The 25,856-nt window shown below is 67.3% G+C and carries 25 protein-coding genes; 14 read left to right on the forward strand and 11 right to left on the reverse strand.

All coding sequences use genetic code 11. The features are described 5' to 3' along the window. Positions 1-75: 75 nt before the first annotated feature. Positions 76-2,334 carry a lytic transglycosylase domain-containing protein gene (locus SNOV_RS08110; protein ID WP_041782101.1) on the reverse strand — a complete coding sequence of 753 codons (2,259 nt, stop codon included), beginning with the start codon at positions 2,332-2,334 and terminating at the stop codon, positions 76-78. Positions 2,335-2,684: 350 nt separating this feature from the next. Here SNOV_RS08110 and dapA point away from each other — a divergent pair, with 350 nt between their 5' ends. Both dapA and smpB read left to right on the forward strand, forming a co-directional pair. After that, positions 2,685-3,575 (forward strand): 4-hydroxy-tetrahydrodipicolinate synthase, encoded by an 891-nt coding sequence (gene dapA / locus SNOV_RS08115; protein ID WP_013166432.1) that lies wholly within the window; start codon positions 2,685-2,687, stop codon positions 3,573-3,575. A gap of 39 nt (positions 3,576-3,614) precedes the next feature. Next, positions 3,615-4,088 carry an SsrA-binding protein SmpB gene (gene smpB / locus SNOV_RS08120; protein WP_013166433.1) on the forward strand — a complete coding sequence of 158 codons (474 nt, stop codon included), beginning with the start codon at positions 3,615-3,617 and terminating at the stop codon, positions 4,086-4,088. A gap of 138 nt (positions 4,089-4,226) precedes the next feature. On the opposite strand, the gene efp is transcribed toward smpB, so the two are convergent. Then, positions 4,227-4,796 (reverse strand): elongation factor P, encoded by a 570-nt coding sequence (efp, locus tag SNOV_RS08125; protein WP_013166434.1) that lies wholly within the window; start codon positions 4,794-4,796, stop codon positions 4,227-4,229. 134 nt (positions 4,797-4,930) lie between these two features. On the opposite strand from efp, the gene epmA reads away from it, so the two are divergent. Beyond that, on the forward strand, positions 4,931-5,974 hold the full coding sequence (gene epmA, locus SNOV_RS08130) for an EF-P lysine aminoacylase EpmA (RefSeq protein ID WP_013166435.1): 1,044 nt from the start codon (positions 4,931-4,933) through the stop codon (positions 5,972-5,974). Here the strand turns inward: epmA and SNOV_RS08135 are convergent. Further along, positions 5,971-6,651 carry a uracil-DNA glycosylase gene (locus SNOV_RS08135; protein WP_013166436.1) on the reverse strand — a complete coding sequence of 227 codons (681 nt, stop codon included), beginning with the start codon at positions 6,649-6,651 and terminating at the stop codon, positions 5,971-5,973. The genes epmA and SNOV_RS08135 overlap by 4 nt on opposite strands. Further along, positions 6,648-7,271: a LabA-like NYN domain-containing protein gene (locus SNOV_RS08140; RefSeq protein ID WP_041782103.1), complete on the reverse strand. Its 624-nt coding sequence runs from the start codon at positions 7,269-7,271 to the stop codon at positions 6,648-6,650. Before SNOV_RS08140 ends, SNOV_RS08135 begins: the two co-directional genes overlap by 4 nt. Before the next feature lie 244 nt (positions 7,272-7,515). Here SNOV_RS08140 and rpoZ point away from each other — a divergent pair, with 244 nt between their 5' ends. From rpoZ to recO, 10 genes are all read left to right on the forward strand, one after another. Beyond that, positions 7,516-7,905, forward strand: coding sequence for a DNA-directed RNA polymerase subunit omega (gene rpoZ / locus SNOV_RS08145; RefSeq protein WP_013166438.1), 390 nt, complete (start codon positions 7,516-7,518; stop codon positions 7,903-7,905). A 154-nt stretch (positions 7,906-8,059) separates the two neighbouring features. Next, a complete protein-coding gene (locus SNOV_RS08150) occupies positions 8,060-10,261 on the forward strand; it encodes a RelA/SpoT family protein (protein ID WP_013166439.1) in 2,202 nt (733 codons plus the stop codon). A 63-nt stretch (positions 10,262-10,324) separates the two neighbouring features. Next, positions 10,325-10,519, forward strand: a complete 195-nt coding sequence (locus SNOV_RS08155) for a CsbD family protein (RefSeq protein ID WP_013166440.1) — start codon at positions 10,325-10,327, stop codon at positions 10,517-10,519. An 87-nt stretch (positions 10,520-10,606) separates the two neighbouring features. After that, positions 10,607-11,200: an orotate phosphoribosyltransferase gene (pyrE, locus tag SNOV_RS08160; RefSeq protein WP_013166441.1), complete on the forward strand. Its 594-nt coding sequence runs from the start codon at positions 10,607-10,609 to the stop codon at positions 11,198-11,200. Positions 11,201-11,205: 5 nt separating this feature from the next. After that, positions 11,206-11,979, forward strand: a complete 774-nt coding sequence (locus SNOV_RS08165; RefSeq protein ID WP_013166442.1) for a pyridoxine 5'-phosphate synthase — start codon at positions 11,206-11,208, stop codon at positions 11,977-11,979. Positions 11,980-11,986: 7 nt separating this feature from the next. Next, positions 11,987-12,397, forward strand: coding sequence for a holo-ACP synthase (gene acpS, locus SNOV_RS08170; RefSeq protein WP_013166443.1), 411 nt, complete (start codon positions 11,987-11,989; stop codon positions 12,395-12,397). 124 nt (positions 12,398-12,521) lie between these two features. Then, the gene (gene lepB / locus SNOV_RS08175) at positions 12,522-13,277 is read left to right on the forward strand and encodes a signal peptidase I (protein ID WP_013166444.1); all 756 of its coding nucleotides are present in this window, start codon (positions 12,522-12,524) and stop codon (positions 13,275-13,277) included. Next, a complete protein-coding gene (gene rnc, locus SNOV_RS08180) occupies positions 13,274-14,005 on the forward strand; it encodes a ribonuclease III (RefSeq protein ID WP_013166445.1) in 732 nt (243 codons plus the stop codon). The genes lepB and rnc overlap by 4 nt, the downstream gene beginning before the upstream one ends. Further along, positions 14,002-14,916, forward strand: a complete 915-nt coding sequence (gene era, locus SNOV_RS08185; RefSeq protein ID WP_013166446.1) for a GTPase Era — start codon at positions 14,002-14,004, stop codon at positions 14,914-14,916. The genes rnc and era overlap by 4 nt, the downstream gene beginning before the upstream one ends. Before the next feature lie 7 nt (positions 14,917-14,923). Continuing rightward, positions 14,924-15,655 (forward strand): DNA repair protein RecO, encoded by a 732-nt coding sequence (gene recO / locus SNOV_RS08190; RefSeq protein ID WP_013166447.1) that lies wholly within the window; start codon positions 14,924-14,926, stop codon positions 15,653-15,655. On the opposite strand, the gene SNOV_RS08195 is transcribed toward recO, so the two are convergent. Continuing rightward, positions 15,649-15,957, reverse strand: coding sequence for a hypothetical protein (locus tag SNOV_RS08195; protein ID WP_013166448.1), 309 nt, complete (start codon positions 15,955-15,957; stop codon positions 15,649-15,651). The two genes, recO and SNOV_RS08195, sit on opposite strands and share 7 nt — an antisense overlap. A 356-nt stretch (positions 15,958-16,313) precedes the next feature. Here SNOV_RS08195 and parC point away from each other — a divergent pair, with 356 nt between their 5' ends. After that, positions 16,314-18,548 (forward strand): DNA topoisomerase IV subunit A, encoded by a 2,235-nt coding sequence (parC, locus tag SNOV_RS08200; RefSeq protein ID WP_013166449.1) that lies wholly within the window; start codon positions 16,314-16,316, stop codon positions 18,546-18,548. A 105-nt stretch (positions 18,549-18,653) separates the two neighbouring features. On the opposite strand, the gene SNOV_RS08205 is transcribed toward parC, so the two are convergent. The 6 genes from SNOV_RS08205 to hemB all read right to left on the reverse strand — a co-directional run bounded on the left by SNOV_RS08205 (position 18,654) and on the right by hemB (position 25,839). Then, positions 18,654-20,660 carry a PhoX family protein gene (locus SNOV_RS08205; RefSeq protein ID WP_013166450.1) on the reverse strand — a complete coding sequence of 669 codons (2,007 nt, stop codon included), beginning with the start codon at positions 20,658-20,660 and terminating at the stop codon, positions 18,654-18,656. A gap of 96 nt (positions 20,661-20,756) precedes the next feature. Continuing rightward, positions 20,757-21,506, reverse strand: coding sequence for an arginyltransferase (locus SNOV_RS08210; protein ID WP_013166451.1), 750 nt, complete (start codon positions 21,504-21,506; stop codon positions 20,757-20,759). Between the two features lie 84 nt (positions 21,507-21,590). Then, a complete protein-coding gene (locus tag SNOV_RS08215) occupies positions 21,591-22,124 on the reverse strand; it encodes an RDD family protein (RefSeq protein WP_013166452.1) in 534 nt (177 codons plus the stop codon). A 54-nt stretch (positions 22,125-22,178) separates the two neighbouring features. Then, the gene (locus tag SNOV_RS08220) at positions 22,179-23,405 is read right to left on the reverse strand and encodes a threonine ammonia-lyase (protein ID WP_013166453.1); all 1,227 of its coding nucleotides are present in this window, start codon (positions 23,403-23,405) and stop codon (positions 22,179-22,181) included. A gap of 8 nt (positions 23,406-23,413) precedes the next feature. Then, the gene (locus SNOV_RS08225; protein ID WP_013166454.1) at positions 23,414-24,757 is read right to left on the reverse strand and encodes a branched-chain amino acid ABC transporter permease; all 1,344 of its coding nucleotides are present in this window, start codon (positions 24,755-24,757) and stop codon (positions 23,414-23,416) included. A 20-nt stretch (positions 24,758-24,777) separates the two neighbouring features. Further along, the gene (gene hemB, locus SNOV_RS08230; protein WP_013166455.1) at positions 24,778-25,839 is read right to left on the reverse strand and encodes a porphobilinogen synthase; all 1,062 of its coding nucleotides are present in this window, start codon (positions 25,837-25,839) and stop codon (positions 24,778-24,780) included. Positions 25,840-25,856 lie beyond the last annotated feature (17 nt).

Raw genomic sequence — 25,856 nt, forward strand, 5'->3', positions numbered from 1 at the left:
TGGCAGCAACGTATATTGTCGGCTGCATCGCCGGCTGCTGGCTGCGGCGCGTGCTGACGCGCCGCTGAGTTTTCTTCAGAGGCGTGAGCCGCGCAGGTCCGCCTCGATCTGCAACGTATCGCGCGTGCCGAAGCGAGACTTGTAGACCTGCGTGTTCTCCATCACGCGCTGCACATAGTTGCGCGTCTCGGAGAAGGGGATGCGTTCCACCCAGTCGATCGGGTCGACCGAAGGGTCGCGCGGGTCGCCGTACTGGGCGATCCACTTGGCGACGTTGCCGCGGCCGGCATTGTAGCCGGCAAAGGTCAGCACATAATTGTTCTGGTAGTTGTCGAGCAGGCTGCGCAGCTCGGCGGCGCCGAACTGCACGTTCACCGTGGGGTTGCGCAGCTGCTTCGGATCGTAGGACACGCCAGCCCGCTTGGCGATGGTACGTCCCGTCGCCGGCATGACCTGCATCAGCCCGGTGGCGCCCGCATGGGAGACGGCGGAAGCGTTGAACATGCTCTCCTGCCGGGCGATGGCGTAGACCAGCGCGCGATCGACATCGGCGGTGATCGGCCGATAGCTCGGCATGCCGATGGTCGGATAGGCCTCGGCCTCCAGCGGGATGCCGCGGTTGAGCGCGACCTTGCCGATGGTGGTCATGGTGCGCGCATCGCCCGAGGACTTCGCCAACTCCGCCAGCAGGCCGAGCTGGGCGGCGTCCGGCAGGCGTTCGGCGAGGTCGTAGGCCAGCGCCAGAGAGAGAGACGACTTGTCGAGCCGCTCCAGCAGCTTGAAGATCATCACGCCTTCGTTGCGGGCGAAGGCGGCGCGCTGGGTGGAGTTGGCGGCCGGCGCCGTCTCGATCTTCACCTTCGGGATGCCCAGCCGGGCGCTGGCGAGCTGGCCGTAATAGGCGGTGCCGTAGGCCGCCGCCGCCTCGTATTGGCCGCGGGCATTGGCGGTGGAGCCGAGCGCCTCCCAGGCGCGGCCCTGCCAGTAATAGCCGCGCGAGACGGTCGCTGGATGGGTCTGGTTCTCCGGGATCTTGCTGAAATGCTGAAGCGCGGTACGCGGATCGTTGAGGAAGCGCAGCGCGATCCAGCCGGAGGTGAATTGCTGCTCGCAGCGCAGATGCTCGTCCTCCGGCACCGCGGCATCGCGAGCAACCTTGTAGGCCGTGCGGGCATCGCCCTTGTCGAGCAGGCCGCGCGCGGTCAGCCGGCGCTCGATCCACCATTCGTCCGGATCGATCAGCAGGCCGGCGTCTTTCGGCGCGCTCGACAGCGTGCGCGCGGCGGCGGCGTAGTCGCTGTTGCGGCGCTGCATCTTGGCGAGCGTGTAGAGATAGGCCGGATCGGAGCGCAGCGACATCGGCACCGCCGCCAGCAGCTTGCCGACATCGCCCTTGCCGGAGGCCATGGCGATGCGGGCGCGAGCGAGTGCCGTGACATCGTCGCCGGCGCGCTGGGCCGCGCGCAGGCCGCGCTCGGCATCCTCGGCATAGAGCAGCTTGTCGGCGCGGTATTTGTGGTCGGTGCGGGTCAGCAGGCCGCCGAATTCGACCACGACGGTCGATTCCGTGTCGGAGGAGAGCGGATCCTCCTGCCAGGCGTTGCGCAGCCAGGCGGCACCGGCCTTCTGGTCGCCTGCGGCGAACAGGGCTCGAGCGAGGGCGATCTTGCCCTCGCCGGAATAGGGCGCCTGCTCGGCGAAGAAGGTCAGGATCGTCTGCGGGTCGCGGTTCTCGACAAAGAGCAGATATTCGAGGCGGCGGCGCAGCACCACCGGCGTCGGAAGCGTCGGATGGGCGCGCAATATGGCCGCTGCGCGGTCGAAGCCGACGTCGCGGGCGGTCACCCGCAGGGCCAGCCAGCGTATCAGCGCCTGCGCGGCGGGATCGCGCATGGCGTCCGCCATGGCGAGCGCCTGGGCGCTGTCACCCTTCTCGATGAAATTGACCGCCTGCTGCACGTCGCCGGCTGCGCCGGCGAGCACGGGCGCGGGCAATGTCGCAGCCGCTGCGGCGGGAGCGGCAGCAGCCTTCGCCGAAGGCTTGGCGGTCGGCTTCGCCGCAGCCTTCTTCTTGTCCTTGTCCTTGGTCGATGCCGTCTTTGTCGAGGGCTTCGCCGTAGATTTCGAGCTGGTGGATTTGGCCGCGGGCTTGGGCGTCGGGACCGGCGTTGCCGCCTGTGCCTGACCGGCGCTGAAGGACGGGAACTGTGCGGCCGAGCCGAGCAGCAGTGCCGCCATCAGTGGCAGGACAACGCCGATACGCTCCGGGCGAGCGGAGCGCGACGGGCGACGCGAACGGCGCTCGGCCGGACAACCGTTTATCTGTTCGCTCATGGGCTTTCGCACCCCCGACCAACTGACGCAATCTGCCACGCGATCCGAGAAACCCCGCCTCGGAACCGCGCCACGTCAGTTGTCCCGCGATCTGATTGACGAATTGCTAACCACAACCCCTGCAGATACCGAAAAGCGGTACTCAACCGCTGCATCCCATGGTGGGCTATAGATTACCAACCCGGCAAAACCGGGGCAGCGTGCCGCACCCGGCAGGCTTTGCCAAGCCCGGAAGATATGTGCGCCAACAACGCCCCTTCCTTCGCGGGCGCCGACGCGATATCTCATGGCCCCTTTGCAGCGCCATTTCCGCCGCGCTGCGACGATGACGAGAAGCTCAGGAGCGCTCCATGCCCCACTCGCTGCCCCTCCGTGGATCCTTCACGGCGCTTGTGACGCCGTTCCGCGACGGCGTGGTGGACGAGAAAGCGCTGCGCGAGTTGGTCGATTGGCAGATCGAGGAAGGCATCCACGGGCTCGTTCCCGTCGGCACCACCGGCGAGAGCCCGACCCTCTCGCATGAGGAGCACAAGCGCGTGGTGGAGCTTACCGTCCAGCAGGCGGCCGGCCGCGTGCCGGTGGTCGCCGGGGCAGGCTCCAACAACACCATCGAGGCGGTCGACCTCGCCCGCCACGCCGAGAAGGCGGGCGCGGACGCGGTGCTCGTGGTCACGCCCTACTACAACAAGCCCGGCCAGGAAGGGCTCTACCAGCACTACAAGGCCATCAACGATGCGATCGGCATCCCGATCATCATCTACAATATCCCGCCGCGCTCGGTGATCGACATGTCGGTGGAGACGATGGCCCGGCTGTTCGAACTCGAGAACATCGCCGGCGTGAAGGACGCCACCGCCAACCTCGCGCGCGTCTCCATGCAGCGCCAGGCGATGGGGCCGAGCTTCAACCAGCTCTCGGGCGAGGACGCGACCGCGCTCGGCTTCATGGCCCATGGCGGCGACGGCTGCATTTCGGTCGCCTCCAACGTGGCGCCGAAGCTCTGCTCGCAGCTGATGGACGCCTGCCTCGCCGGCGAATACGGCAAGGCGCTGGAATTGCAGGACCGGCTGTTCCCGCTGTTCCAGGCACTGTTCGTTGAAACCAACCCGAGCCCGACCAAATATGCGCTGAGCGTGCTGGGCAAGATCGCCGACGAGGCGCGCCTGCCCATGGTGCCGGTGACGGACAAGACCAAGGAGACCGTCCGCGAGGCCATGCGCCACGCCGGACTGATCAACTGATAGTGGATCGGGGCATCAGCTCCGTTCCGGAGCATTGAGATGGCCGAGAAGAAGACGCAGGCAAAGAAGGTCGTCGCCGACAATCGGCGGGCGCGGTTCGACTACGAGATCGGCGAGGTTTTCGAAGCCGGTATCGCGCTCTCCGGCACCGAGGTGAAAAGCCTGCGCGGCGGCAAGGCGACGGTGGCCGAGAGCTACGTCTCGGCCAAGACCGGCGAAGCGATTCTCTACAACTCCTTCATCCCGGAATATCTGCAGGCGAACCGCTTCAACCACGAGCCGCGCCGGCCGCGGAAACTGCTGATGCACAAGCGCGAGATCGCCAAGCTGTGGCAGGCGGTGGAGCGCGAGGGCATGACCGTGGTGCCGCTGCGCATCTATTTCAACGAGCAGGGCCGCGCCAAGGTCGAGCTCGCCATCGCCCGCGGCCGCAAGGCGCACGACAAGCGCGAGGCGCTGAAGGAGAAGGACTGGGCGCGCGACAAGCAGCGGCTGATGCGCGATCGGGGATAGCGCCGGGATCGCTCTCCATCCTGCATGCGATCCCGGATCGGCCTTCGGCCGTCCGGGACGACGGATAATGGAAAGCGAAAATCTAAAAGAAAAGCCCGGCACTTGACCGGGCTTTTTGATTCTCGATTCGAGGACTGCTTAGTCCTTGGCGCGCTCGACATAGGAGCCGTCGGCGGTCATCACCACGATGCGGGTGCCGACGCCGATATGCGGCGGGACGGCCGAGCGCACGCCGTTCGACAGGATGGCGGGCTTGTATGAGGACGAAGCCGTCTGGCCTTTCATCGCCGGCTCGGTCTCGGTGACTTCGAGCACCACGCGCTGCGGCAGTTCGATGGCGATGGCGTTGCCCTCGTGCACCGACAGCATGACCTGCATGCTCTCCTGCAGGTAGGCGGCCTGGTCGCCGATCACGTCGGCCTGCACCGCGACCTGGTCATAGGTCTCCGGGTTCATGAAGTGGTAGCCCTCGCCGTCCGAGTAGAGGAAGGTGTAGGGCCGGTCCTCGACATGGGCGCGCTCGACCTGCTCGGTGGTGCGGTAGCGCTCGGAGATCTTGGTCCCATCCGAAATGCGGCGCATGTCGAGCTGGGTGACCGGCGTGCCCTTGCCGGGATGGATATTCTCGGCGGTGAGCACGACGTAGAGCCTGCCGTCGATATCGACCACATTGCCCTTGCGCAGCGAGCTGGCGATGACCTTGACCATAGAGGTCCTCTGGCTGTTGGGTGCGCCGCATCGCGCGGGACACCGGGGGATTCCTTCGGGCGCCTCCTATACAAGCGCGCTTCTATTCCGCCAACCCCGCCGCGCGAGCGCGACATCTGCCGGAGCCTTGCGTCATGTCGCTTCCCGCCTCGCCCTGGTGGTCGCCTACGGTCCATGCCGACCGCCGGCCCTTCCTGCTGGCGCGCCAGCGCATCGCGGGAAAGCTGCGTGAATTCTTCGCCGCGCGCGATTTCATCGAGGTCGAGACGCCGATCCTGCAGGTCTCGCCCGGCAACGAGACGCATCTGAAGGCCTTTGCCACCGAACTGGAGCGGCCGGACGGCACGCGGACGACGCGCTATCTGCACACTTCGCCGGAATTCACCGCCAAGAAGCTGCTGGCGGCGGGCGAGCAGCGGCTGTTCACCCTGGCGCGCGTCTTCCGCAACGGTGAGCGCACCGGGCGGCACCATCCCGAGTTCACCATGCTCGAATGGTACCGCGCCCATGAAGGCTACGAAGCTCTGATGGCCGACTGCGCCGAACTGCTGGTATCGACGGCTGAGGCGGTTGGAACGACGGCATGGCGCTATGGCGATCAGGCATGCGATGTCGCCCTCGCCCCGGAGCGCCTCACCGTCGCGGACGCCTTCATCCGCTTCGCCGGCATCGACCTGATGGCGACGGTGGGCGAGGACGGCAATGACCGGGATGCCCTATGGAATGCCGCCCGTGCCGCCGGCATCCGCGTCGCCGAGGACGACACTTGGGCGGACGTCTTCACCCGCGTGATGGTGGAGAAGATCGAGCCGTTCCTCGGCCTCGGCCGGCCGACCATCCTCTGCGAATACCCGATCTCGGAGGCGGCGCTGGCGCGGCCCAAGCCGTCCGATCCGCGCGTGGCCGAGCGCTTCGAGCTTTATGTCTGCGCCGTAGAACTGGCCAATGCCTTCGGCGAGCTGACCGACGCCGACGAGCAGCGCCGGCGTTTCGAGCAATGGATGGACGAGAAGGAGCGCATCTATGGCGAGCGCTACCCGATCGACGAGGATTTCCTCGCCGCGCTCAAGGTCATGCCGGAAGCGTCGGGAATCGCGCTCGGCTTCGACCGGCTGGTGATGCTGGCGTCGGGTGCGCGGCGGATCGAGGACGTGATCTGGGCGCCTGTCGCGCCTTAGCCCAAGCTGTCCAGATGCGCCCGCACCTTGGCGAAGACGGCATGGAACATCGGTGTTGTCAGCACGCCGGTGTTCGTGTTGTAGCGGGAGCAGTGATAGCTGTCGAAAAGCACGACCTCGCCCAGCCGGTGCACCGCGCCATGCGCGAACTTGTAGCGTGACAGCTTCTCGCCATGGGCGGCGAGCACCTGGTCATGCGCGATCTTGCCAAGCGCGACGATGGCGCTGAGGGATGGCAGCAGGCCGATGGTGGCGGCGAGGAACGGCCGGCAATTGCGCATCTCGTCGGTGGTCGGCTTGTTCTCCGGCGGAACGCAGCGCACGGCATTGGTCAGGCGCGAGTCCGCGAGCTTGAGTGAATCGTCCGACCGCGCCTCGAACACACCGGTAGCGAAGCCGAACTTGATCAGCGTCGAATAGAGCAGCTCACCGGCATAGTCGCCGGTGAAGGGCCGCCCCGTCCGGTTGGCGCCGCGCAGGCCGGGCGCCAGCCCGACGATGAGCAGCCGCCCGTCCACCGGCCCGAAGGAGGGCACCGGCGCGTTGTGCCAGTCCGGTTCGGCGGCACGCCAATGCTCGCGGAAGGCGACGAGGCGCGGGCAGAACGGGCAGTCCCGCTCCGGCTCGGCCTCGACCGGGGCGGGGGGCTCGAAGACGGCGGCGCGCAGCGCGCTCACTGGTCCGACATCTCGTCGTTCTCATCCGCCGCCGGCGGCGCCGTGCGGCGCTCGAGGAAGCGCGGCGTCTCCTGCATGCGGCCCGAACGGTCGGCCGGGTCGCGGCCGACGCGGCCCTGCAAGTCGACGAGATCGAGGAACACATCGGCCTGACGGCGCAGCTCGTCGGCGATCATCGGCGGCTGGGTGTGGATGCTGGAGACGACGGTGACGCGCACGCCCTTGCGCTGGATCGCCTCGACCAGCGAGCGGAAGTCGCCGTCGCCGGAGAACAGCACGATGTGATCGACATGGCCGGCGAGCTCCATGGCGTTGACCGCCAGCTCGATGTCCATGTTGCCGCGTACGCGGCGGCGGCCCTGGCTGTCGGTGAACTCGCGCGCCGGCTTGGTGACGACCGAATAGCCGTTGTAGTCCAGCCAGTCGAGCAGCGGGCGGATGGAGGAGTATTCCGAATCTTCGACCAGCGTCGTGTAGTAGAACGCCCGCAACACGTAGCCTCGGCCCTGGAATTCCTTCAGCAGGCGCTTGTAGTCGATATCAAATCCGAGTGACTTGGTGGCGGAATAGAGGTTGGCGCCATCGATGAAAAGGGCGATCTTTTCCATACCTTGAACCATACTAGGCAATACCCGAACAGAGGGGTTGAAACGCGTTGCGGCACGTCGCGATGCGACTTGCCGGCCCCCGCCTATAGACATAGCGCATTTGTGGCGCGCGCGAGACGCGTGCACCCGTTGTCCGCCGTTTTGTCATGGAGGCGCGGGGCACGCGCGAAGGCCACGCGACGCGTGAAACCCTTGCCCTCGGAGCTCCATTGGTTTAAGGAGCCCGCTTTCCTTACACCGTCAGGAGTGCCGAGGCATGGCTCGCGTCACCGTCGAGGATTGCATCGACAAGGTCGACAATCGCTTCGAGCTCGTTCTTCTCGCCGGGCATCGCGCCCGCACGATCGCATCCGGCTCGCCGATCACCGTCGACCGCGACAACGACAAGAACCCGGTCGTCGCGCTGCGCGAGATCGCCGACGAGACGATCTCGCCGGAGGATCTGCGCGAAGAGCTGATCCATTCGCTGCAGAAGTTCACCGAGGTGGACGAGCCGGAGCCCGAGACCGTTCCGATGATCGCCTCGTCCGGTTCGGAAGGTGCCGACGATTCCGACATCATGCTCGACCGCATGACCGAGGAAGAGCTGCTCGCCGGCCTGCAGGGCCTCGTGCCGCCGGAGCCGAGCGACGACGACGAAGGCTGATCGCGTTACCGATCACGACGAGCGGCCCGGCCCTGTGCCGGGCCGTTTTCGTTTTGCGTGCCTTTTCCGCGACATGCAGCTTGCTTCGCCTGCATCTGCGGACGATATCTAGCCGATCGGCCGGCTCGGCCGACCATTCTCGCGAGTCCCTGTCATGATGCGGCAGTACGAGCTCGTCGAGCGCGTCCGCCGGTACAATCCGAATACCGACGAGGCGTTGCTTGACCGCGCTTACGTCTATGCAATGCGCGCCCACGGCACCCAGAAGCGGGCCTCGGGCGATCCCTATTTTTCGCATCCGCTCGAAGTCGCCGCCATCCTGACCGACCTCAAGCTCGACGACGCCACCATCGTCGCGGCGCTGCTGCACGACACCATCGAGGATACCGAGACCACCCGCGAGGAGATCGACCGCATCTTCGGGCCGCAGATCGGCGCGCTGGTCGAGGGCCTGACCAAGATCAAGAAGCTCGACCTCGTCTCCAAGCAGGCCAAGCAGGCGGAGAATCTGCGCAAGCTCCTGCTCGCCATCGCCGATGACGTGCGGGTGCTCCTCGTCAAGCTCGCCGACCGCCTCCACAACATGCGCACGCTGAAATGGGTGCCGGAGGAGAAGCGCTCGCGCGTCGCGCAGGAGACGCTCGACATATATGCCCCGCTCGCCGGCCGCATGGGCATGCACGACATGCGCGAAGAACTGGAGGACCTCTCCTTCCGCCAGCTCTCGCCGGAAGCCTACGAGTCCATCCGCACCCAGCTGCAGGTGCTGAAGGAGAAGAACGGCGAGATGGTCGCGGCGATCGAGCGCGAACTGTCCGACGCCGTGATTCAGAAGGGGCTGTCGGCTGTCGTTAGGGGACGGGAGAAGCGGCCCTATTCCATCTGGCGCAAGATGGAGCAGAAATCGATCGCCTTCGAGCAGCTCTCCGACATCTACGGCTTCCGCATCCTCGTCGAGAAGACCGAGGAGTGCTACGCCGCGCTCGGCGTCGTCCATACCAGGTGGCCGCTCGTGCCGGGTCGCTTCAAGGACTACATCTCGACCCCCAAGCAGAACGACTACCGCTCCCTGCACACCACCATCGTCGGCCCCGGGCGCCAGCGCGTCGAACTGCAGATCCGCACCCGGCAGATGCACGAGATCGCCGAATACGGCATCGCCGCCCACGCGCTCTACAAGGACGCCAACGGCGCCGACATGCTCACCCGCGATTCCAGCGCCTATGCCTGGCTGCGGCGCACCATCGAATTGCTGGCAGAAGGATCGAGCCCGGAGGAATTCCTCGAGCACACCAAGCTCGAGCTGTTCCACGACCAGGTGTTCTGCTTCACGCCCAAGGGGCGGCTGATCATCCTGCCGCGCCGGGCGACGCCGATCGACTTCGCCTATGCGGTGCATACCGGCGTCGGCGACCGCGCAGTCGGCGCCAAGGTGAACGGCAAGATCTCGCCGCTGGTCTCCGAGTTGCAGAACGGCGACGAGGTGGAGATCATCACCTCCAATGCGCAGACGCCGCCGGCGGCGTGGGAATCCATCGTCGTCACCGGCAAGGCGCGCGCCGCCATCCGCCGCGCCACCCGCGCCGCGGTGCGGGCCCAATATGCCGGGCTCGGCAAGAAGATCGTCGAACGCGCCGTGGCGCGCGCCGGCAAGGCATTCTCCGAGGAGAAGCTCACCGCTGCCGCCGGGAGGCTGGCGCGCCATTCGCTGGAGGACGTCTATGCCGCTGTCGGGCGCGGCGAGATGCGCGCCGACGACGTGGTGAAGGCGATCTACCCCGAATGGACCGGCCCGCGACCGGAGGAGCGGGCCGCGCCGAAGGGAGAGGGCTGGTTCGAGCTTGAGCAGGGCCAGAGCCTCAAGTTCAAGATCCCCGGTATCGAGAGCGACCCGGACCCGAAGACGGCGATCCCGATCCGCGGCATCAACCGCGAATTGCCCGTGCGCTTCGCGCCGAATGGTGGCGCGGTGCCGGGCGACCGCATCGTCGGCATCCTCACGCCGGGCGAGGGAATCACCGTCTACCCGATCCAGTCGCCCGCTCTTCAGGATTTCGAGGAGGAGCCGGAGCGCTGGCTCGACGTGCGCTGGGACGTCGATGAGAACGACCCGCAGCGTTTCCCGGTGCAGATCGTGGTGGTGGCGATTAACGAGCCCGGCTCGCTGGCGCAGATCGCCCAGGTGATCGGCGAGCGCGACGGCAATATCGAGAATCTGCGCATGTCCTCGCGCTCGGCGGACTTCCACCGCATGGTCATCGACATCGGCGTCTACGACCTCAGGCACCTCAACGGCATCATCGCCGACCTACGCGCCCGCCCGGTCGTCTCAAGTGTGGAAAGGGTGAACGGGTAGGGAACCGTTAACCCTGTTTGGCGTTGCCTCGTCAGCCCACGAAGCCGATCAGGGGAGATCGCGATGGCGACCGAGCAGTTCCAGGCCAATTTCCGCATCGTCTCAGGCGTCGCCAAGGAATTCTGGGGCCGTATCGCCGGTGATGGCCTGCTGGCCGCCAGCGGGCGCGTCGAGCAGTTGGCCGGCGAGGCCGCGCTCGCCTGCGTCCGCGCCCGTGTCCGCAGCGTGCCGCGCGACCTGCCGCCGACCGGAGCCTGACCTAAGGGCAGGGCGGAACGGCCGTGACGCGACCGGGAAGATCGGTTATCACCTCGGCCGCCCGTCAACATCCTCCCGGTCCTCGCGATGACACAAGACGAAGTCGTGGCCGAATTCCGCGCGGCCGGTGCGCTGCTCGAAGGCCATTTCATCCTCTCCTCCGGCCTGCGCAGCCCGGTCTTCCTGCAGAAGATGTTCATCTTCCAGGATCCGGTGCGCACGGCGCGGCTGTGCAAGGCGCTGGCCGAGAAGGCCGAGGCCGCCTTCGGCAAGATCGACTATGTCGTCTCTCCCGCCGTCGGCGGCATCGTGCCGGGCTATGAGACCGCGCGGCATCTCGGCGCCAAGGCGGTGTTTGTCGAGCGCGAGGATGGCAAGTTCCAGCTGCGGCGCGGCTTCACCATTCCCGAGGATGCGCGCGTGCTGATGGTGGAGGACATCGTCACCACCGGCCTGTCCTCGCGCGAATGCCTCGCGGCTATCGCCGAGCATTCGCAGAACGTCGTCGGTGCCGCCTGCCTGATCGACCGTTCCAACGGCAAGGCCGATCTCGGCGTGAAGCTGGTCGCGCTGGCCAGGCTCAACATCCCGGCCTATCCGGCCGACGCTCTGCCGCCCGAGCTCGCCGCCCTGCCGCCCGTCAAGCCCGGCAGCCGCGGCATCCAGGGCGTGAAGGCGTAAGCGCCATGACCCATCCCGTCTCGCCGATCCGCCTGGGCGTGAACGTCGACCACGTCGCCACCGTGCGCAATGCCCGCGGCGGGCTGCTGCCCGATCCGGTGCGCGCCGCCGAGCTCGCCTGCGCGGCCGGCGCCGACGGCATCACCGCGCATCTGCGCGAGGACCGCCGTCACATACGCGACGCCGACATGCGCCGCCTGCGCCAGCTCTCCGCGCCGCTGAATTTCGAGATGGCGGCGACCGACGAGATGGTGGCGCTGGCTATCGAGCTGAAGCCGCATGCCTGCTGCCTCGTCCCCGAGCGGCGCGAGGAGCGCACCACCGAGGGCGGGCTCGACGTGATCGGCGGCGGCATCGACCTCGCCCACAAGGTCGAGAAGCTGGGCGCGGCCGGCATCCGTGTCTCGCTCTTCGTCGCGCCCGACGAGGACCAGATCGCCCGTGCCGCCGACATCGGCGCGGCGGTGATCGAATTACACACTGGCGCCTGGTGCGACTTCATCGCTGCCGGCCGTCAGGCGGAAGCGGAGGCGGAGTTCGCCCGGCTCAAGACAGCGGCCGGGCAGGGCGCCGGGCTGGGGCTGGAGATCCATGCCGGCCACGGCCTCGACTATGCGACCGCCGAGACGATCGCCGCCGTCGAGCCGGTACGCGAGCTCAATATCGGCCATTTCCTCATCGGCGAGGCGATCTTCGTCGGGCTGGAGGAGGCCATCCGCCAGATGCGCGCGGCGATGGCGCGCGGGCGCGCCCGCATCGGCGCGCCGCGGGCGGCGTGAGGCGGCCGTGATCATCGGGATCGGTTCCGACATCACCGATGCGCGGCGTGTCGCCGAGGTGCTGGAGCGCCATGGCGAGCGCTTCCTCGACCGCGTCTTCACGCCCATCGAGCGCGCCAAATCCGACCGTCGGGCTCGCCGCGCCGAAAGCTACGCCAAGCGCTTCGCCGCCAAGGAGGCCTGTGCCAAGGCGCTCGGTACCGGGCTGGCGCAGGGTGTGTTCTGGCGCGACATGGGCGTGGTCAACCTGCCGTCGGGCCGGCCGACCATGGAGCTGACCGGCGGCGCCCGCGCCCGGCTCGACGCCATCACCCCGGCCGGCTACGAGGCGCGCATCGACCTCACCATCACCGACGACGGCCCGCTGGCGCAGGCCTTCGTCATCATCAGTGCGGTTCCGAAAGCGCAGGGCGCGTGACCATCCGTAAGCTCGTGCGATCGTGAGCCGCGCGCGTTGCCGCGGCCTCTGCGAGCGGCTATAGGAGCCGCACGGGCGCCGATGGCAGGCGCTGGCCGTGCCGCGAGGCGCACCGGAAAGCGACATGACTTCGACCACCGAACCGAAGAAGAAGGAAGGCGGACTCGGCGAGACCGTCAAGGTGATCATTCAGGCGTTCCTGATCGCCATCCTGATCCGCACCTTCCTTTTCCAGCCCTTCAACATCCCTTCCGGCTCGATGAAGGAGACGCTGCTCGTCGGCGATTATCTCTTCGTCTCGAAGTTCAGCTACGGCTATTCGCGCTTCTCGCTGCCCTTCGCGCCACCGCTGTTCGACGGACGCATCCTCGGCTCGACGCCCAATCGCGGCGACGTCGTGGTGTTCAAGCTGCCGCGCGATGAATCGACCGATTACATCAAGCGCGTGATCGGCCTGCCGGGCGACGAGATCCAGATGATTGACGGCGTGCTGCACATCAACGGCCAGGCCGTGAAGCGCGAGGACGCCGGCTACTGGATGGACGACGAGGGCGGCGGGCGCGTCGAGCGCGTCAAACGCTGGACCGAGACCCTGCCGAACGGGGTGAGCTATTACACGCTCGACCTCGTCGACAACGGCTTCTACGACAACACCCCGGTCTACAAGGTGCCGGCCGACCACTATTTCATGATGGGCGACAACCGCGACAACTCCACCGACAGCCGCGTGCTCAGCCAGGTTGGCTATGTGCCCTATGAGAACCTCATCGGCCGCGCGCAGGTCATCTTCTTCTCGGTGAAGGAAGGCGACGCCGCCTGGCAGTTCTGGAAGTGGCCCTGGACGGTGCGCTGGGACCGCCTGTTCTCCTTCGTGCGATGACGCGCGGCAAAGGTCGCAGCGAGCCGCGCGGCGACGACGAGGCCGGGCTCGACGCGCTGGAAGCCGCGCTCGGGCACCGCTTCGCCAGCCGCGCGCATCTGCGGCTGGCTCTGACCCACATCAGCTCCGTCACCGGCGCGCAGGGTTCGCAGGCGCGGGTGCGCTCCTATCAGCGGCTGGAATTCCTCGGCGACCATGTGCTGGGGCTCGTCGTCTCCGACATGCTCTACCGCGCCTATCCCAATGCGGAGGAGGGCGAACTCTCCCGGCGCCTCGCCGATCTCGTCTGCGAGGAGGCCTGCGCCGAGGTCGCCCGCGCGATGGATCTCGGCCCATATATCCGGCTCGGCCCCGGCGAAGACCGCACCGGCGGGCGCGAGCGGCCGGCGATCCTCGCGGATGTGGCCGAAGCCGTGCTGGCGGCGGTCTATCTCGATGCCGGCTTCGAAGCCGCCGAGGCCATGGTCGAGAAATTCTGGCGCCCCCGCCTGTCCACGCCGGGAAGCTCGGCCCGCGATCCTAAGACCGCGCTGCAGGAATGGGCGCAGGGGCGCGGCCTGCCGCCGCCGCACTATCGGCTGGTGGAACGTTCGGGCCCCGATCATAATCCCGAGTTCCGCATCGCCGTCGAGCTGCCGGGCTATACGGCGATCGAGGCGACCGGACCGTCGAAGCAGGTGGCCCAGAAGGCCGCTGCTGCCGCCTTTCTCGAACGAGTAACTGCATGAACGAGCCTATCGGCGACACGCGCTGCGGTTTCGTCGCCCTCATCGGGGCGCCGAACGCGGGCAAGTCGACCCTCACCAACGCCCTCGTCGGCACCAAAGTGTCCATCGTCTCGCACAAGGTGCAGACGACACGCTCGCTGGTGCGCGGCATCGCGCTCGAAGGGACGACGCAGATCATCCTCGTCGACACGCCCGGCATCTTCGCGCCCAAGCGCCGGCTGGAGAAGGCGATGGTGCGCTCGGCCTGGAGCGGGGCGGGCGACGCCGACGCCGTCGTGTTGCTGGTCGACGCCCGTGCGGGCATGACCGAGGATGTCGAGGCGATCATCAAGGGGCTCGCCGACGTGAAGCGGCCGCGGGCGATCCTGCTCAACAAGATCGACCTCGTTAAGCGCGACAGCCTGCTGGAACTCGCCGCCAAGGTGGCCGAACTCATCAGCTTCGACCGGCTGTTCATGGTCTCGGCGCAGAACGGCGACGGCCTCAAGGAGCTGCGCGAATGGCTTGCGCAGACCCTGCCGCTCGGTCCCTGGCTCTATCCCGAGGACCAGATCTCTGACGCGCCGATGCGCTCGCTGGCCGCCGAGATCACGCGCGAGAAGCTGTTCCACCGACTGCACGAGGAGCTGCCCTACCGTTCGACGGTGGAGACCGACTCCTGGCAGGAGCGCAAGGACGGCTCGGTGCGCATCGAGCAGACCATCTTCGTCGAGCGCGAGAGCCAGCGGAAGATCGTGCTCGGCAAGGGCGGCGAAACCATCAAGGCGATCTCCATGGCCGCCCGCAAGGAGCTGACCGAGATCGTCGAGGCGCCGGTGCACCTGTTCCTGTTCGTGAAGGTGCGCGAGAACTGGGCCGACGACCCCGAACGCTACCGCGAGATGGGGCTCGACTTCCCGCAATCCGACTGAGGCCGCCATGGAGTGGTCCGACGAGGGCATCATCCTGGGCCTGCGCCGGCATGGCGAAGGCAATGCCATCGTCGAGCTGATGACCGCCGCGCATGGGCGCCATCTCGGCCTCGTGCGCGGCGGCGGCTCGCGCCGGCAGGCGGCGGCGCTTCAGCCCGGCAATGGCGTGCAGGCCACATGGCGGGCGCGGCTCGACGAGCATCTCGGGACCTTCGCGCTGGAAGTGACCACGCCCCGCGCGGGCCGGCTGATGGGCGCGGCGCATTCGGCCTTCGCCCTCAGCCATATCGGCAGCCTCATCCGCATGCTGCCCGAGCGCGATCCACATCCGGAGCTGCACGACGTGCTCACCGCCATGGTCGAGCATCTCGACGAGCCGCGGCTCACCGGCATGATGATGGCGCGCTTCGAACTGATGATGCTGTCCGAGCTCGGCTTCGGGCTCGACCTGGAGAGCTGCGCCGCCACCGGCGGGCGCAACGACCTGCTCTATGTCTCGCCGAAATCCGGCCGAGCGGTCAGCCGCGACGCCGGCGAGCCCTGGCGCGCGCAGCTGCTGAACCTGCCGTATTTCCTGATCGGCGAGGTCGCGGAGCCGCCGTCGCCAGGCGACGTCGATGCCGCCTTCGACCTGACCGGGCATTTCCTCGCCCGGCGCGTGTTCGAGCCGCGCGGGATACCAATGCCGGAATCCCGTGCGGCCCTGTTGCTGGCGCTGCGCCGCACCGCCGCTCAGTAGAGCAGCGTCGCGAAGGTCGGGTCGGCGTAGTAGTTGCCGTTGTGGAAGTACCGCCTGCCGATCCAGACCATGTTGCACATGGGGACCTGGAGATAGACGGTACGGCCCAACGCATCGCGCCTGACGACGGAGCGCTCCCGGCACACATTCGTCCAGCCGACATGGCCGGTCGACGACGCGACCGGCGGAGCGGCCGCCTTGGTGAGGCCGAGATAATGATAGGTTGGCGTCTGGGCGCTGGCAGGGACCGCGTACAGCCCCGCGAGAGCGCCCGCCAATATGGCAGCGAGCACTGTTTTCATCGCGACTCTCCCCCCGAACAGCCGTGAGGAGAACAATACTCCCGCGGGTGGTATTTGCCTATAATTTAATTCGAAAATCAAACTAGTGTCGTTTCATGTCGAACGAAACCCAAGCGAAACCAATGATTGTATCCAATCCTTTATGTTATTGATAATGAACGAGTTTGACTCATATGCGTGCATGCGATGCACGGCGTATGGGAGCTTCGTTTCGCAGTTTCTCCACCCAACGGCGTAGTGGCGCATTTTGTCGCAACCTCGGCGCGAAAATGAGCGGGCAGCAATCGCCGCGCAAAGCGCACAGGGACGGTCGTTCGCGTCTTGTTCCCGACGGCGCTTCGATGTAGCCAGTGAGCATGGGAGAGCCACCGATTCCGACCGATGACGGCACGATCGAACCGATCGGGCTGAAGGCGGCGCTCGAGGAGCGCTACCTCGCCTATGCGCTCTCCACCATCATGCACCGGGCGCTGCCCGACGCACGCGACGGGCTGAAGCCGGTGCACCGGCGCATTCTCTATGGCATGCGCCTGCTACGGCTCGATCCCGGCGGCGGCTTCCGCAAGAGCGCCAAGATCGTCGGCGACGTGATGGGCTCGTTCCACCCGCACGGCAACATGGCGATCTACGACGCCATGGTGCGCCTGGCGCAGGATTTCTCCCAGCGCTACCCGCTGGTCGACGGGCAGGGGAACTTCGGCAACATCGACGGCGACAACGCCGCTGCCGAGCGCTACACCGAGGCGCGCCTGACCGAGGTGGCGCGGCTCATCCTCGACGGCATCGACGAGGACGCGGTCGATTTCCGCCCGAACTATGACGGCACCACCGAAGAGCCGGTGGTCATGCCCGGCGCTTTCCCCAACCTGCTCGCCAACGGCTCGACCGGCATCGCGGTGGGCATGGCGACCTCAATCCCGCCGCACAACGCCGCCGAGCTGATCGATGCCAGCCTGCACCTGATCGACAACCCGCAGGCGACCACTGACGATCTCCTCCAGTTCGTGAAGGGGCCGGATTTCCCGACCGGTGGCGTCGTCATCGAATCCCCGGCTTCCATCGCCGACGCTTATGCGACGGGCCGCGGCGGCTTCCGCCTGCGCGCGCGCTGGCACAAGGAGGAGACCGGGCGCGGCACCTATGTCGTGGTGGTCACCGAGATTCCCTACGGCGTGCCGAAGTCGCGCCTAGTCGAGAAGATCGCCGACCTGCTCAACGAGAAGAAGCTCCCGCTGCTCGCCGACGTGCGCGACGAGAGCGCGGAGGACGTCCGTCTCGTGCTGGAGCCGCGCGCGAGGAATGTCGACGCTGAGCTGATGATGGAGAGCCTGTTCCGGCTCACCGAACTGGAGACCCGCTTTCCGCTCAACATGAACGTGCTGGTCGGCGGCCAGGTGCCGAAGGTGGTCAGCCTTGCCGAGGCGCTGCGCGAATGGGTCGACCATCGCCGCGAGGTGCTGCTGCGCCGTTCACGCCACCGGCTCAAGGAGATCGAGCACCGGCTGGAAGTGCTGGGCGGCTACCTCATCGCCTATCTCAACCTCGACGAGGTGATCCGCATCATCCGCGAGGAGGACGAGCCGAAGGTCGAACTGATGCGTACCTTCGAGCTCACCGACGTGCAGGCCGAGGCGATCCTCAACATGCGGCTGCGCTCTTTGCGCAAGCTCGAGGAATTCGAGATCCGCAAGGAGCACGACGCGCTGTCCAAGGAGAAGGACGGCATCGAGAAGCTGCTCGGCTCCGAGGCACGGCAATGGAAGACAGTAGCCTGGGAGCTCGGCGAGACGCGCAAGATCTTCGGCCCCGACACGCCGCTCGGCCGCCGCCGCACCGGCTTCGGCGAGGCGGCGGCGCATGACGCCGACGCGGTGAGCGAAGCGCTGGTCGAGCGCGAGCCCATCACCGTCGTCGTCTCCGAAAAGGGCTGGATCCGCGCGCTGAAGGGGCATGTGGCCGATCTCTCGGCGCTCGCCTTCAAGGGCGACGACGAGCTCAGGATCAGCTTCTTCACCGAGACCACGGCGAAGCTGCTGGTCTTCGCCACCAATGGCCGCTTCTACACGCTCGACGCCTCCAAGCTCCCGGGCGGGCGCGGCCATGGCGAACCTTTGCGCCTGTCGATCGAGCTGGAACAGGAAGCCGACATCGTCGACGTGCTGCCCTATCAGGGCGGGCGCAAGCTGCTGGTGGCGGCGAAGGAGGGCAGGGGCTTCCTCGTCGCCGAGGACGAGTGCGTCGCCAATACCCGCAAGGGCAAGCAGGTGCTCGGCGTCGACGGGCAGGATGCGGTGAAGGTGATCCCCGCCATCGGCGACAGCGTCGCGGTGATCGGCGAGAACCGCAAGCTGCTGGTGTTCCCGCTGTCGCAGATCCCGGAGATGACACGCGGGCGCGGCGTGCGGCTGCAGCGCTACAAGGACGGGCAGATGAGCGACGTGAAGGTATTCAGCGCCGCCGACGGCCTGACCTGGACCGACACGTCGGGCCGCACGTGGACGGTGACCGACCTCACCGAATGGCGGGGCGAGCGCGCCGCCGCCGGCCGCCTGCCGCCCAAGGGCTTTCCGCGCAACAATCGCTTTGCATGAAAAGGCCGCCGGCGTTGAAACCGGCGGCCAGTTAGTCTCGGTCCGACGTGGGGAACGCAACCTCCGGCCGACCCGAGGAATGGGCCGGCCGCCACCGAAGCTCGGTCAGGAACCGATCTTGCCGCCGTCCTGCTTCATTATGACGACGACGGCCGGACGCACCGGCATGTCGTCCTTGAAGTCCGGCCAGCGGGTGGAGAGATCCTCGTAATAGGACGGGCGGCCGAAGGGCGCCCAGTCGGTGCCGCCATCGGCCGGGTGCTGCACGGCGACGAAGGCGGTGCGGTCGTCCGGCGTGAACAGCGGGCCGCACATCTCCGCGCCCACCGGCACGCGGAAGAACAGCTTGGAGGTGGCGCGCGCCTCGCCGTCGACGTCCACCGCCCACAGCCCGTCGGTGCGGCCGGTCTCCTTGGCGTTGTTGCCGTCGGTCGACACCCAGAGGCGGCCGGCCGAATCCACCGCGCAGTTGTCCGGCATGCCGAACCAGCCATTCTTGCTGGTGTCGGTCGAGAAGGAGGCGCCGACCGCCGCCACGGACGGGTCGCCGCACTTCAGCAGCACTTCCCACTTGCCATTGGCGGCGGTGAAGTCGCCGTTCGCCTCAGTGATCTCGATGATGTGGCCGAAGGCGTTCTTGGCGCGCGGGTTGGCGGCGTCGACCTGGTCGTCCTTGCGCTTCGTATTGTTGGTCAGCATGACGTAGACCTTGCCGTTCACACCGTTCGGCTGGATGTCCTCGGGACGGTCCATCTTGGTGGCGCCGAGCAGGTCGGCGGAGCGGCGGGTCTCGATCAACACGTCGGCCTGGCTGTTGAAGCCGTTGGCGGCGGTGAGTGGGCCCTGCCCGAACACCAGCGGCAGCCAGTTGAGCGAGCCGTCGGCATCGAACTTGGCGACGTAGAGCGTGCCCTCGTCGAGCAGGTTCATGTTGGCGGCGCGGTCGTTCGGGTTGAACGTGCCGGCGGTGACGAACTTGTAGACATAGTCGAAGCGCTCGTCGTCGCCGAGATAGAACACGACGCGGCCATCCTTGGCGACGATCGACTCGGCGCCCTCATGCTTGAAGCGGCCGAGCGCGGTGCGCTTCTTCGGCACCGAATTCGGGTCGTTCACGTCGACCTCGACGATCCAGCCATAGCGGTTCGGGCTGTTCGGCTCCTTGGCGAGGTCGAAGCGGTCGTAGAAATTGCCCCACTCATAGGTCGAATCCGGCACGCCGTAGCGCTTGTAGTTCGCCGCCTCCTTGTGGCCCTCCGGCAGCTTGCCGAGGAAGTAGCCGTGGAAGTTCTCCTCGGCCATCACATAGGTGCCCCAGGGGGTCACACCGCCCGCGCAGTTGTTGAGGGTACCGATCACCTTGGTGCCGGTCGGGTCCTCGTTGGTCTTGAGGCGGTCGTGGCCCGCGGCCGGGCCGGTCACCTGCATTTGCGTGGTCGAGGTGATGCGGCGGTTCAGCTTGCCCTCGCGCACGACCTGCCACTTGCCATCGACCTTGCGGATCTCGACGATGGTGCCGCCATGCGCGGCCATCTCGATGTCGACGCGCTTCAGATCGGCGGGAGCGACCTTCAGCTTGCCCTCGGCGACGCTGACGATGCCGGGGAACATCAGGTGCTCGTTGGTGTATTCGTGGTTCACCACCAGCAGGCCATGCTCGGCCGAGCCGTCGAGCGGGATGAAGCCGACATAGTCGTTATTGTAGCCGAACTGCTTGCGCTGGGCTTCGGCACTCTGGTTCTTCGGGTCGAACTCGGGCGAGTCGACGAACAGCGCGTCACCCCAGCGCAGCAGCGGCTCGGCGGTGTAGCCCTCGGCAACGTGATGGGTCTGGTCGACGCCTGCCTCGACCTCGACGAAGGTGAAGGCGGAACCGTTGCCAGCGGCCTTGGCCTTCTCGGCCGAGAGCAGCGCCATCGGGCCCACGGTCGAGGCGATGGCGGAGACCGCGAGCGAACCCTTGAGCAGGCCGCGGCGCGAGAAGCGCACGGAGATCAGCTCGCCCATGGTCGGGTTGGCGGTCGGGTTGCTGCCGTCGCCCTCGGCCTCTTCGAGCAGGCTGGTGCGGAACGGCGACTCAAGCGTGGCGGGATCGATCGTGTCGTCGGTCATGGCGGTTTGCTCCGGCAAAGGGGTGCCTCAGTTTGGAGGCGTTCCACTGTGCTAGAGCCGCCGTGTCACAGAGCCATGACATCCGGGAGGGGGAGGCTATTCCTCGACCCGCAGCCAGCCGGCGGGGGCGAGGCGTTCCTGGGGGAGGAAGCGGCGCTTGTAGTTCATCTTCTCGGAGCCCTCGACCCAGTAGCCAAGATAGACGTAGGGCAGCCCCATCGCCTTCGCCTTGGCGACGTGGTCGAGGATCATGAAGGTGCCGAGCGAGCGCGCCGGCTCGTCGGGCTCGTAGAAGGAGTAGACCATGGACAGGCCGTCGGCGAGCACGTCGGTCAGCGCGACGGCGTAGAGCGAGCCCTGTCCCCGGCCGTTGACGGCGGTGGAGGGGCCGCGCCGGCGATATTCGATCAGCCTCGTGCGGACATGGCTGTCCTCGACCATCATGGCGTAATCGAGCACGGTCATGTCGGCCATGCCGCCGTCGCTGTGGCGGCTGTCGAGATAGGCGCGGAAAAGCGAATATTGCTCGGCGGTCGGCACCGCGGCGCGGATGTCGCCGATGAGGTCGTCATTGGCCTGAAGCACCCGGCGGAAGCTGCGGGTCTCGCGGAAATCCTCCACGCACACGCGCACCGAGACGCAGGCGCGGCACTGCTCGCAGGCGGGGCGGTAGGCGATGGACTGGCTGCGGCGGAAGCCGCCATGGGTCAGCACGTCGTTGAGCTGCGTCGCCCGCTCGCCGACCAGATGGGTGAACACCTTCCGCTCCGAACGGCCCGGCAGATAAGGGCAGGGCGACGGGGCGGTAAGATAGAATTGCGGCGTATCGCGAGGGTGTTCGGTCACGGGTGCTTCACGTAACAGCTGCGCCAAGGATCGCGCGTGGCGGCCTCGACGTCAAAGCCGAATGCGGCCTTTCCCGATTTCGTGTCAGCGGTAGCGGCGCAACGAGGCGGCGCGCTCCTCGTTGTTAGTCACCACCGTGCCGATGATGAGGTCATGCAGCAGCCGGCGCCGGCTGTTGAACAGGCCGACGATGGCGACGAGCGGGGTCAGCACGCTCGCCGCGACCCAGAACAGCACCACGCTGACCACCGCCAGCAACGGATACATCGGCGCGCCGTACCACAGGCGCATCTCGATCCCCATCGCGCGCATGCCGAGCGTCGCCGAGCGGGGCCCGCCGAGGGTCAGGCCGGAATAGACCAGCGCCCAGATGACGAAGGCGGGTCCGAGCAGGCTGAACAGGAACCAGCCCAGCCCGAAGGTGAGGAAGCCGAAGACGAAGATGAGCACCGCCGCAAAGCCGATCGGCGCGCAGATGATGAGGGCGTCGATCAGGAAGGCGATGAAGCGCCGGAAGAGAACGCCGTGGAAATATTCCGGCTCCGTCAGCGGGTCATAAGCATAGGGCTTTGATCCGCCATAAGGATTGGGCTCGTCATAGGGGCGGCTGTCGGTCATCGCTCGGTTCCTCGCGCCTGCACGTAGTGACCGCCGGCGCCGCCAGCAAGAGCGTCAGCCGCCATTGTGCCAGTCGATGCGGGTCACATCCATGCCCTCGGCGATCAGCGCCCGGTAGACATGCTCGGCATGAGCGCGGTCGCGCGTCTCCACGGTCACGTCGAGCCGCGCGCCCTTGGCGTGCACGTCGAGGAAGTGCCGCTTGTGCTCCACTTCCAGGATGTTGGCGCCGAGGCTTCCGAGCAGTGTCGAGATGATGCCGAGTTCGCCCGGGCGGTCGAGCATGGAGAAGCGGAAGGAGACGATGCGCTCCTCGCGCTCCAGCTCGCGCATCATGATCGAGGCGACCATGCGCGGATCGATGTTACCGCCGGAGACGACGAGGCCGACATTGCGGCCGCGATAGCGCTCCGGCTCGGCGAGCAGCGCGGCGAGGCCAGCGGCGCCGGCGCCCTCGGCCAGCGTCTTCTGCTGGGTGAGGAACAGGTTGACCGCCCGTTCGATGGTCGGCTCGTCGACCAGCACCACGTCGGAGACGAGGGCGGAGACGATCTCGCGGGTCAGCGTGCCGGCCTGCTTGACGGCGATGCCTTCGGCCAGCGTCGCGCCCTCGCAGGGCAGGGACTGCTGGTGAAGCGCGTTCCACATCGAGGGGTAGAGGCTGGTCTCGACGCCGACGACCTCGATGTCCGGGCGCAGGTCGCGGGCAGCCACGACCATGCCGGAGATCAGCCCGCCGCCGCCGACCGGCACCAGCAGGGCGTTGAGCTCGGGCGCGTCTTCGAGCATCTCGGCAGCGATGGAACCCTGGCCGGCGATGACGTGCGGATCGTCATAAGGGTGGACCCAGACGAGGTTTTCCTCGCGGGCGATGCGGTCGGCCTCCTCGCTGGCGTCACCGACCGACTCGCCGTGCAGCACGACGCGGGCGCCATGCGCTTCCGTCGCGGCGATCTTCACGATCGGCGTGTGCTTGGGCATGACGATGGTGGCGCGGATGCCGAGCCGCGCCGCATGGTAGGCAACCGCCTGCGCGTGATTGCCGGCCGACATCGCGACCACGCCGGCCGCCCGCTCCTGCGGCGACAGGCTGGCGAGCTTGTTCAGGGCACCACGCTCCTTGAAGCTCGCCGTGACCTGGAGGTTCTCATATTTGACGAACACATGGGCGCCCGTAATCGCCGAGAGGCGCGGCGCCGGCAGCGTGGGCGTGCGCAGCACCGCGCCGTCCAGCACCTTGCGGGCGGCGGCGACGTCGGCGGGAGAGACGGGCAGGGTCATAGAGATACTCAGAATTCTCGCGGCGAGGATGCCGCACGATTGAGGATACCGCCCGGCCGCAGCACGAGGAAAGCTGCCAGGAGGGAGTAGATCACCACATCGCGATACGCGATATCGAAGGCCGAGGACCACACGATTTCGACGCCGGCGACGAGGGCGGCGCCGAGAAAAGCGCCCGGCACCGAGCCAATGCCGCCAATAATCGCCGAAATCAAGGCTTTGAGCGTGATCGACAGGCCATCGCCCGGCGAAATCGTGCCATAGGCGATGACGACGGCACATCCCGCGAGCCCGGCGCAGGCCCCGGCGAGGGCGAAGGTCGCCCCGCGCAGCAGCGGTACGCGCACCCCGAGCAGCGCCGCCATGAGCGGATCCTGCGCATAGGCGCGCCAGGCGCGCCCGAAGGGGGAGAACGCGATCAGCCCCAGCAGAGCGGAGATTCCGCTCAGCGTCAGCCCGGCGGCGAGGAACTGCGCCGGCGTCGCGGTGGCGACGAAACCTTCCTTGCCGGCGATATAGATCGGTCGATTGAGCAGCGCCGGCAGCCAGTTGATCCGGCCTGTTGATGTGATGCGCAAACCCTCCGCCAGCACGATGGCGGTGGCGATGGTGGCGATGAGCATAGGCTGCGGCGAGGTCGAGCGCGTCGCCACCGGCATGATCACCGCCTGCCCGATCGCCCAGCTCAGCAGCGCGGCCGCGGCGATGCCGGCGAGCAGCGCCAGCGTCAGCGCCGTCGGCCCGAGCCGCCCCTCGAGGCTCGCCACCCCGACCGCGATCAGCATGAAGGTGCCGCCGGCGACCGCGATCTCGCCGAAGGCGAGGTTGATCCGACCGAACAGCCCGTGCACCAGCGCGAAGCCCACCGCGATGAGGCCGTAGACGCCGGCCATGACGAGGCCGCCCAGCACCTGCTGCAGCCAATAGGCGCTCGCGCGGTCGAGCGTGAACCAGGGCGGACGCGCCGTCTCCGGGCCGAGATCCTCCAGCCACCAGCGTTCGAGGATGTAGAGCCGGATGTCGCTCAGAGGGCCGCGGTCCGTATCGACGGCGACGAGGTCGAAGCGTTCGACGCCGGTCTGCGCGGCGAAGCGGCAGACGATCCAATGCGGTGCGGTGCCTTGTGGCCCCTGCGCCCGATAGCTGTAGCGCAGCGCCGTGGCCTCGCCCGGCACCGGGTTCAGCGCGATCTCGGCGATGGTCGCGTCCTCGGCCTCCAGCGCCGGCGCCACGGCGCGGCAGATCCGCGACTGGTCGGCGTCGATCACCGAGCCGCAGCCGGGCAGAAGGATCAGGACGGCAAAAAGAAGGAGGCAGACGATGAGGCCGGTTCGGACAGCGGGAACCGGCATGTCAGCGCCCGTGGAGCGGTTCAGGCCTCGCGGGCGAGCTTTTCGGCGACGCGTGGGGCGAAATAGGTGAGCACGCCGTCGGCACCGGCGCGCTTGAAGGCCAACAGGCTCTCCATCATCGCCTTCTCGCCGTCGATCCAGCCATTGCGGGCGGCGGCCTCGATCATCGCGTACTCGCCGGAGACCTGATAGGCGAAGGTCGGCAGGCCGAAGGTCTCCTTCAGCCGGTAGACGATGTCGAGATAGGGCAGGCCGGGCTTGACCATCAGCATGTCCGCGCCCTCCTCGATGTCGAGCGCGGCCTCGCGCAACGCCTCGATGCCGTTGGCGGGGTCCATCTGGTAGGTGCGCTTGTCGCCCTTGAGGCAGCCGGACGAGCCGACCGCGTCGCGGAACGGGCCGTAGAAGGCGGAGGCGTATTTGGCGCTGTAGGCGAGGATCTGCGCCTCGACATGGCCGCTGGCGTCGAGCGCGGTGCGGATGGCGCCGACGCGCCCGTCCATCATGTCGGAGGGGGCGATCACATCGGCGCCGGCCTCGGCCTGCACCAGCGCCTGCTCGATCAGCACGGACACCGTCTCGTCGTTGAGGATGCGGCCCTCGGCATCGAGCAGCCCGTCATGGCCGTGGCTCGTGTAGGGGTCGAGCGCCACGTCGGTGATGAGGCCGATCTCCGGCACCGCGTCCTTGATCGCCCGCAGGGTGCGGCAGACGAGATTGTCGTGGTTGAGCGCCTCGCGCCCGTCGACGGTGCGCAAGGACGGATCGGTGTAGGGGAACAGCGCGATAGCCGGGATGCCGAGCTTCGCCGCCCGTTCCGCCTCGCGGACCGCCTCGTCGACGGTGAGCCGCTCGACGCCCGGCATGGAGCCGACCGGGGTACGCGTCGCCTTGCCGTCCATCACGAAGACCGGCCAGACGAGGTCGGAGACGGTCAGCGTGTTCTCCCGCACCAGCTTGCGCGTCCATTCGCACTTGCGATTGCGCCGGGGGCGCTGCGCCAGGTCGAGCCGGGACGTGACGTCGGGCCGAGCCGAAGGCTCGGTGGGGACGGCACGCGGACGGGCGAAGGGAATGGTCATGGGCTGGCTCGCTTCGG

Origin of the sequence: Ancylobacter novellus DSM 506 (genome assembly GCF_000092925.1) — a bacterium.
In the GTDB taxonomy this organism is placed as follows: domain Bacteria; phylum Pseudomonadota; class Alphaproteobacteria; order Rhizobiales; family Xanthobacteraceae; genus Ancylobacter; species Ancylobacter novellus.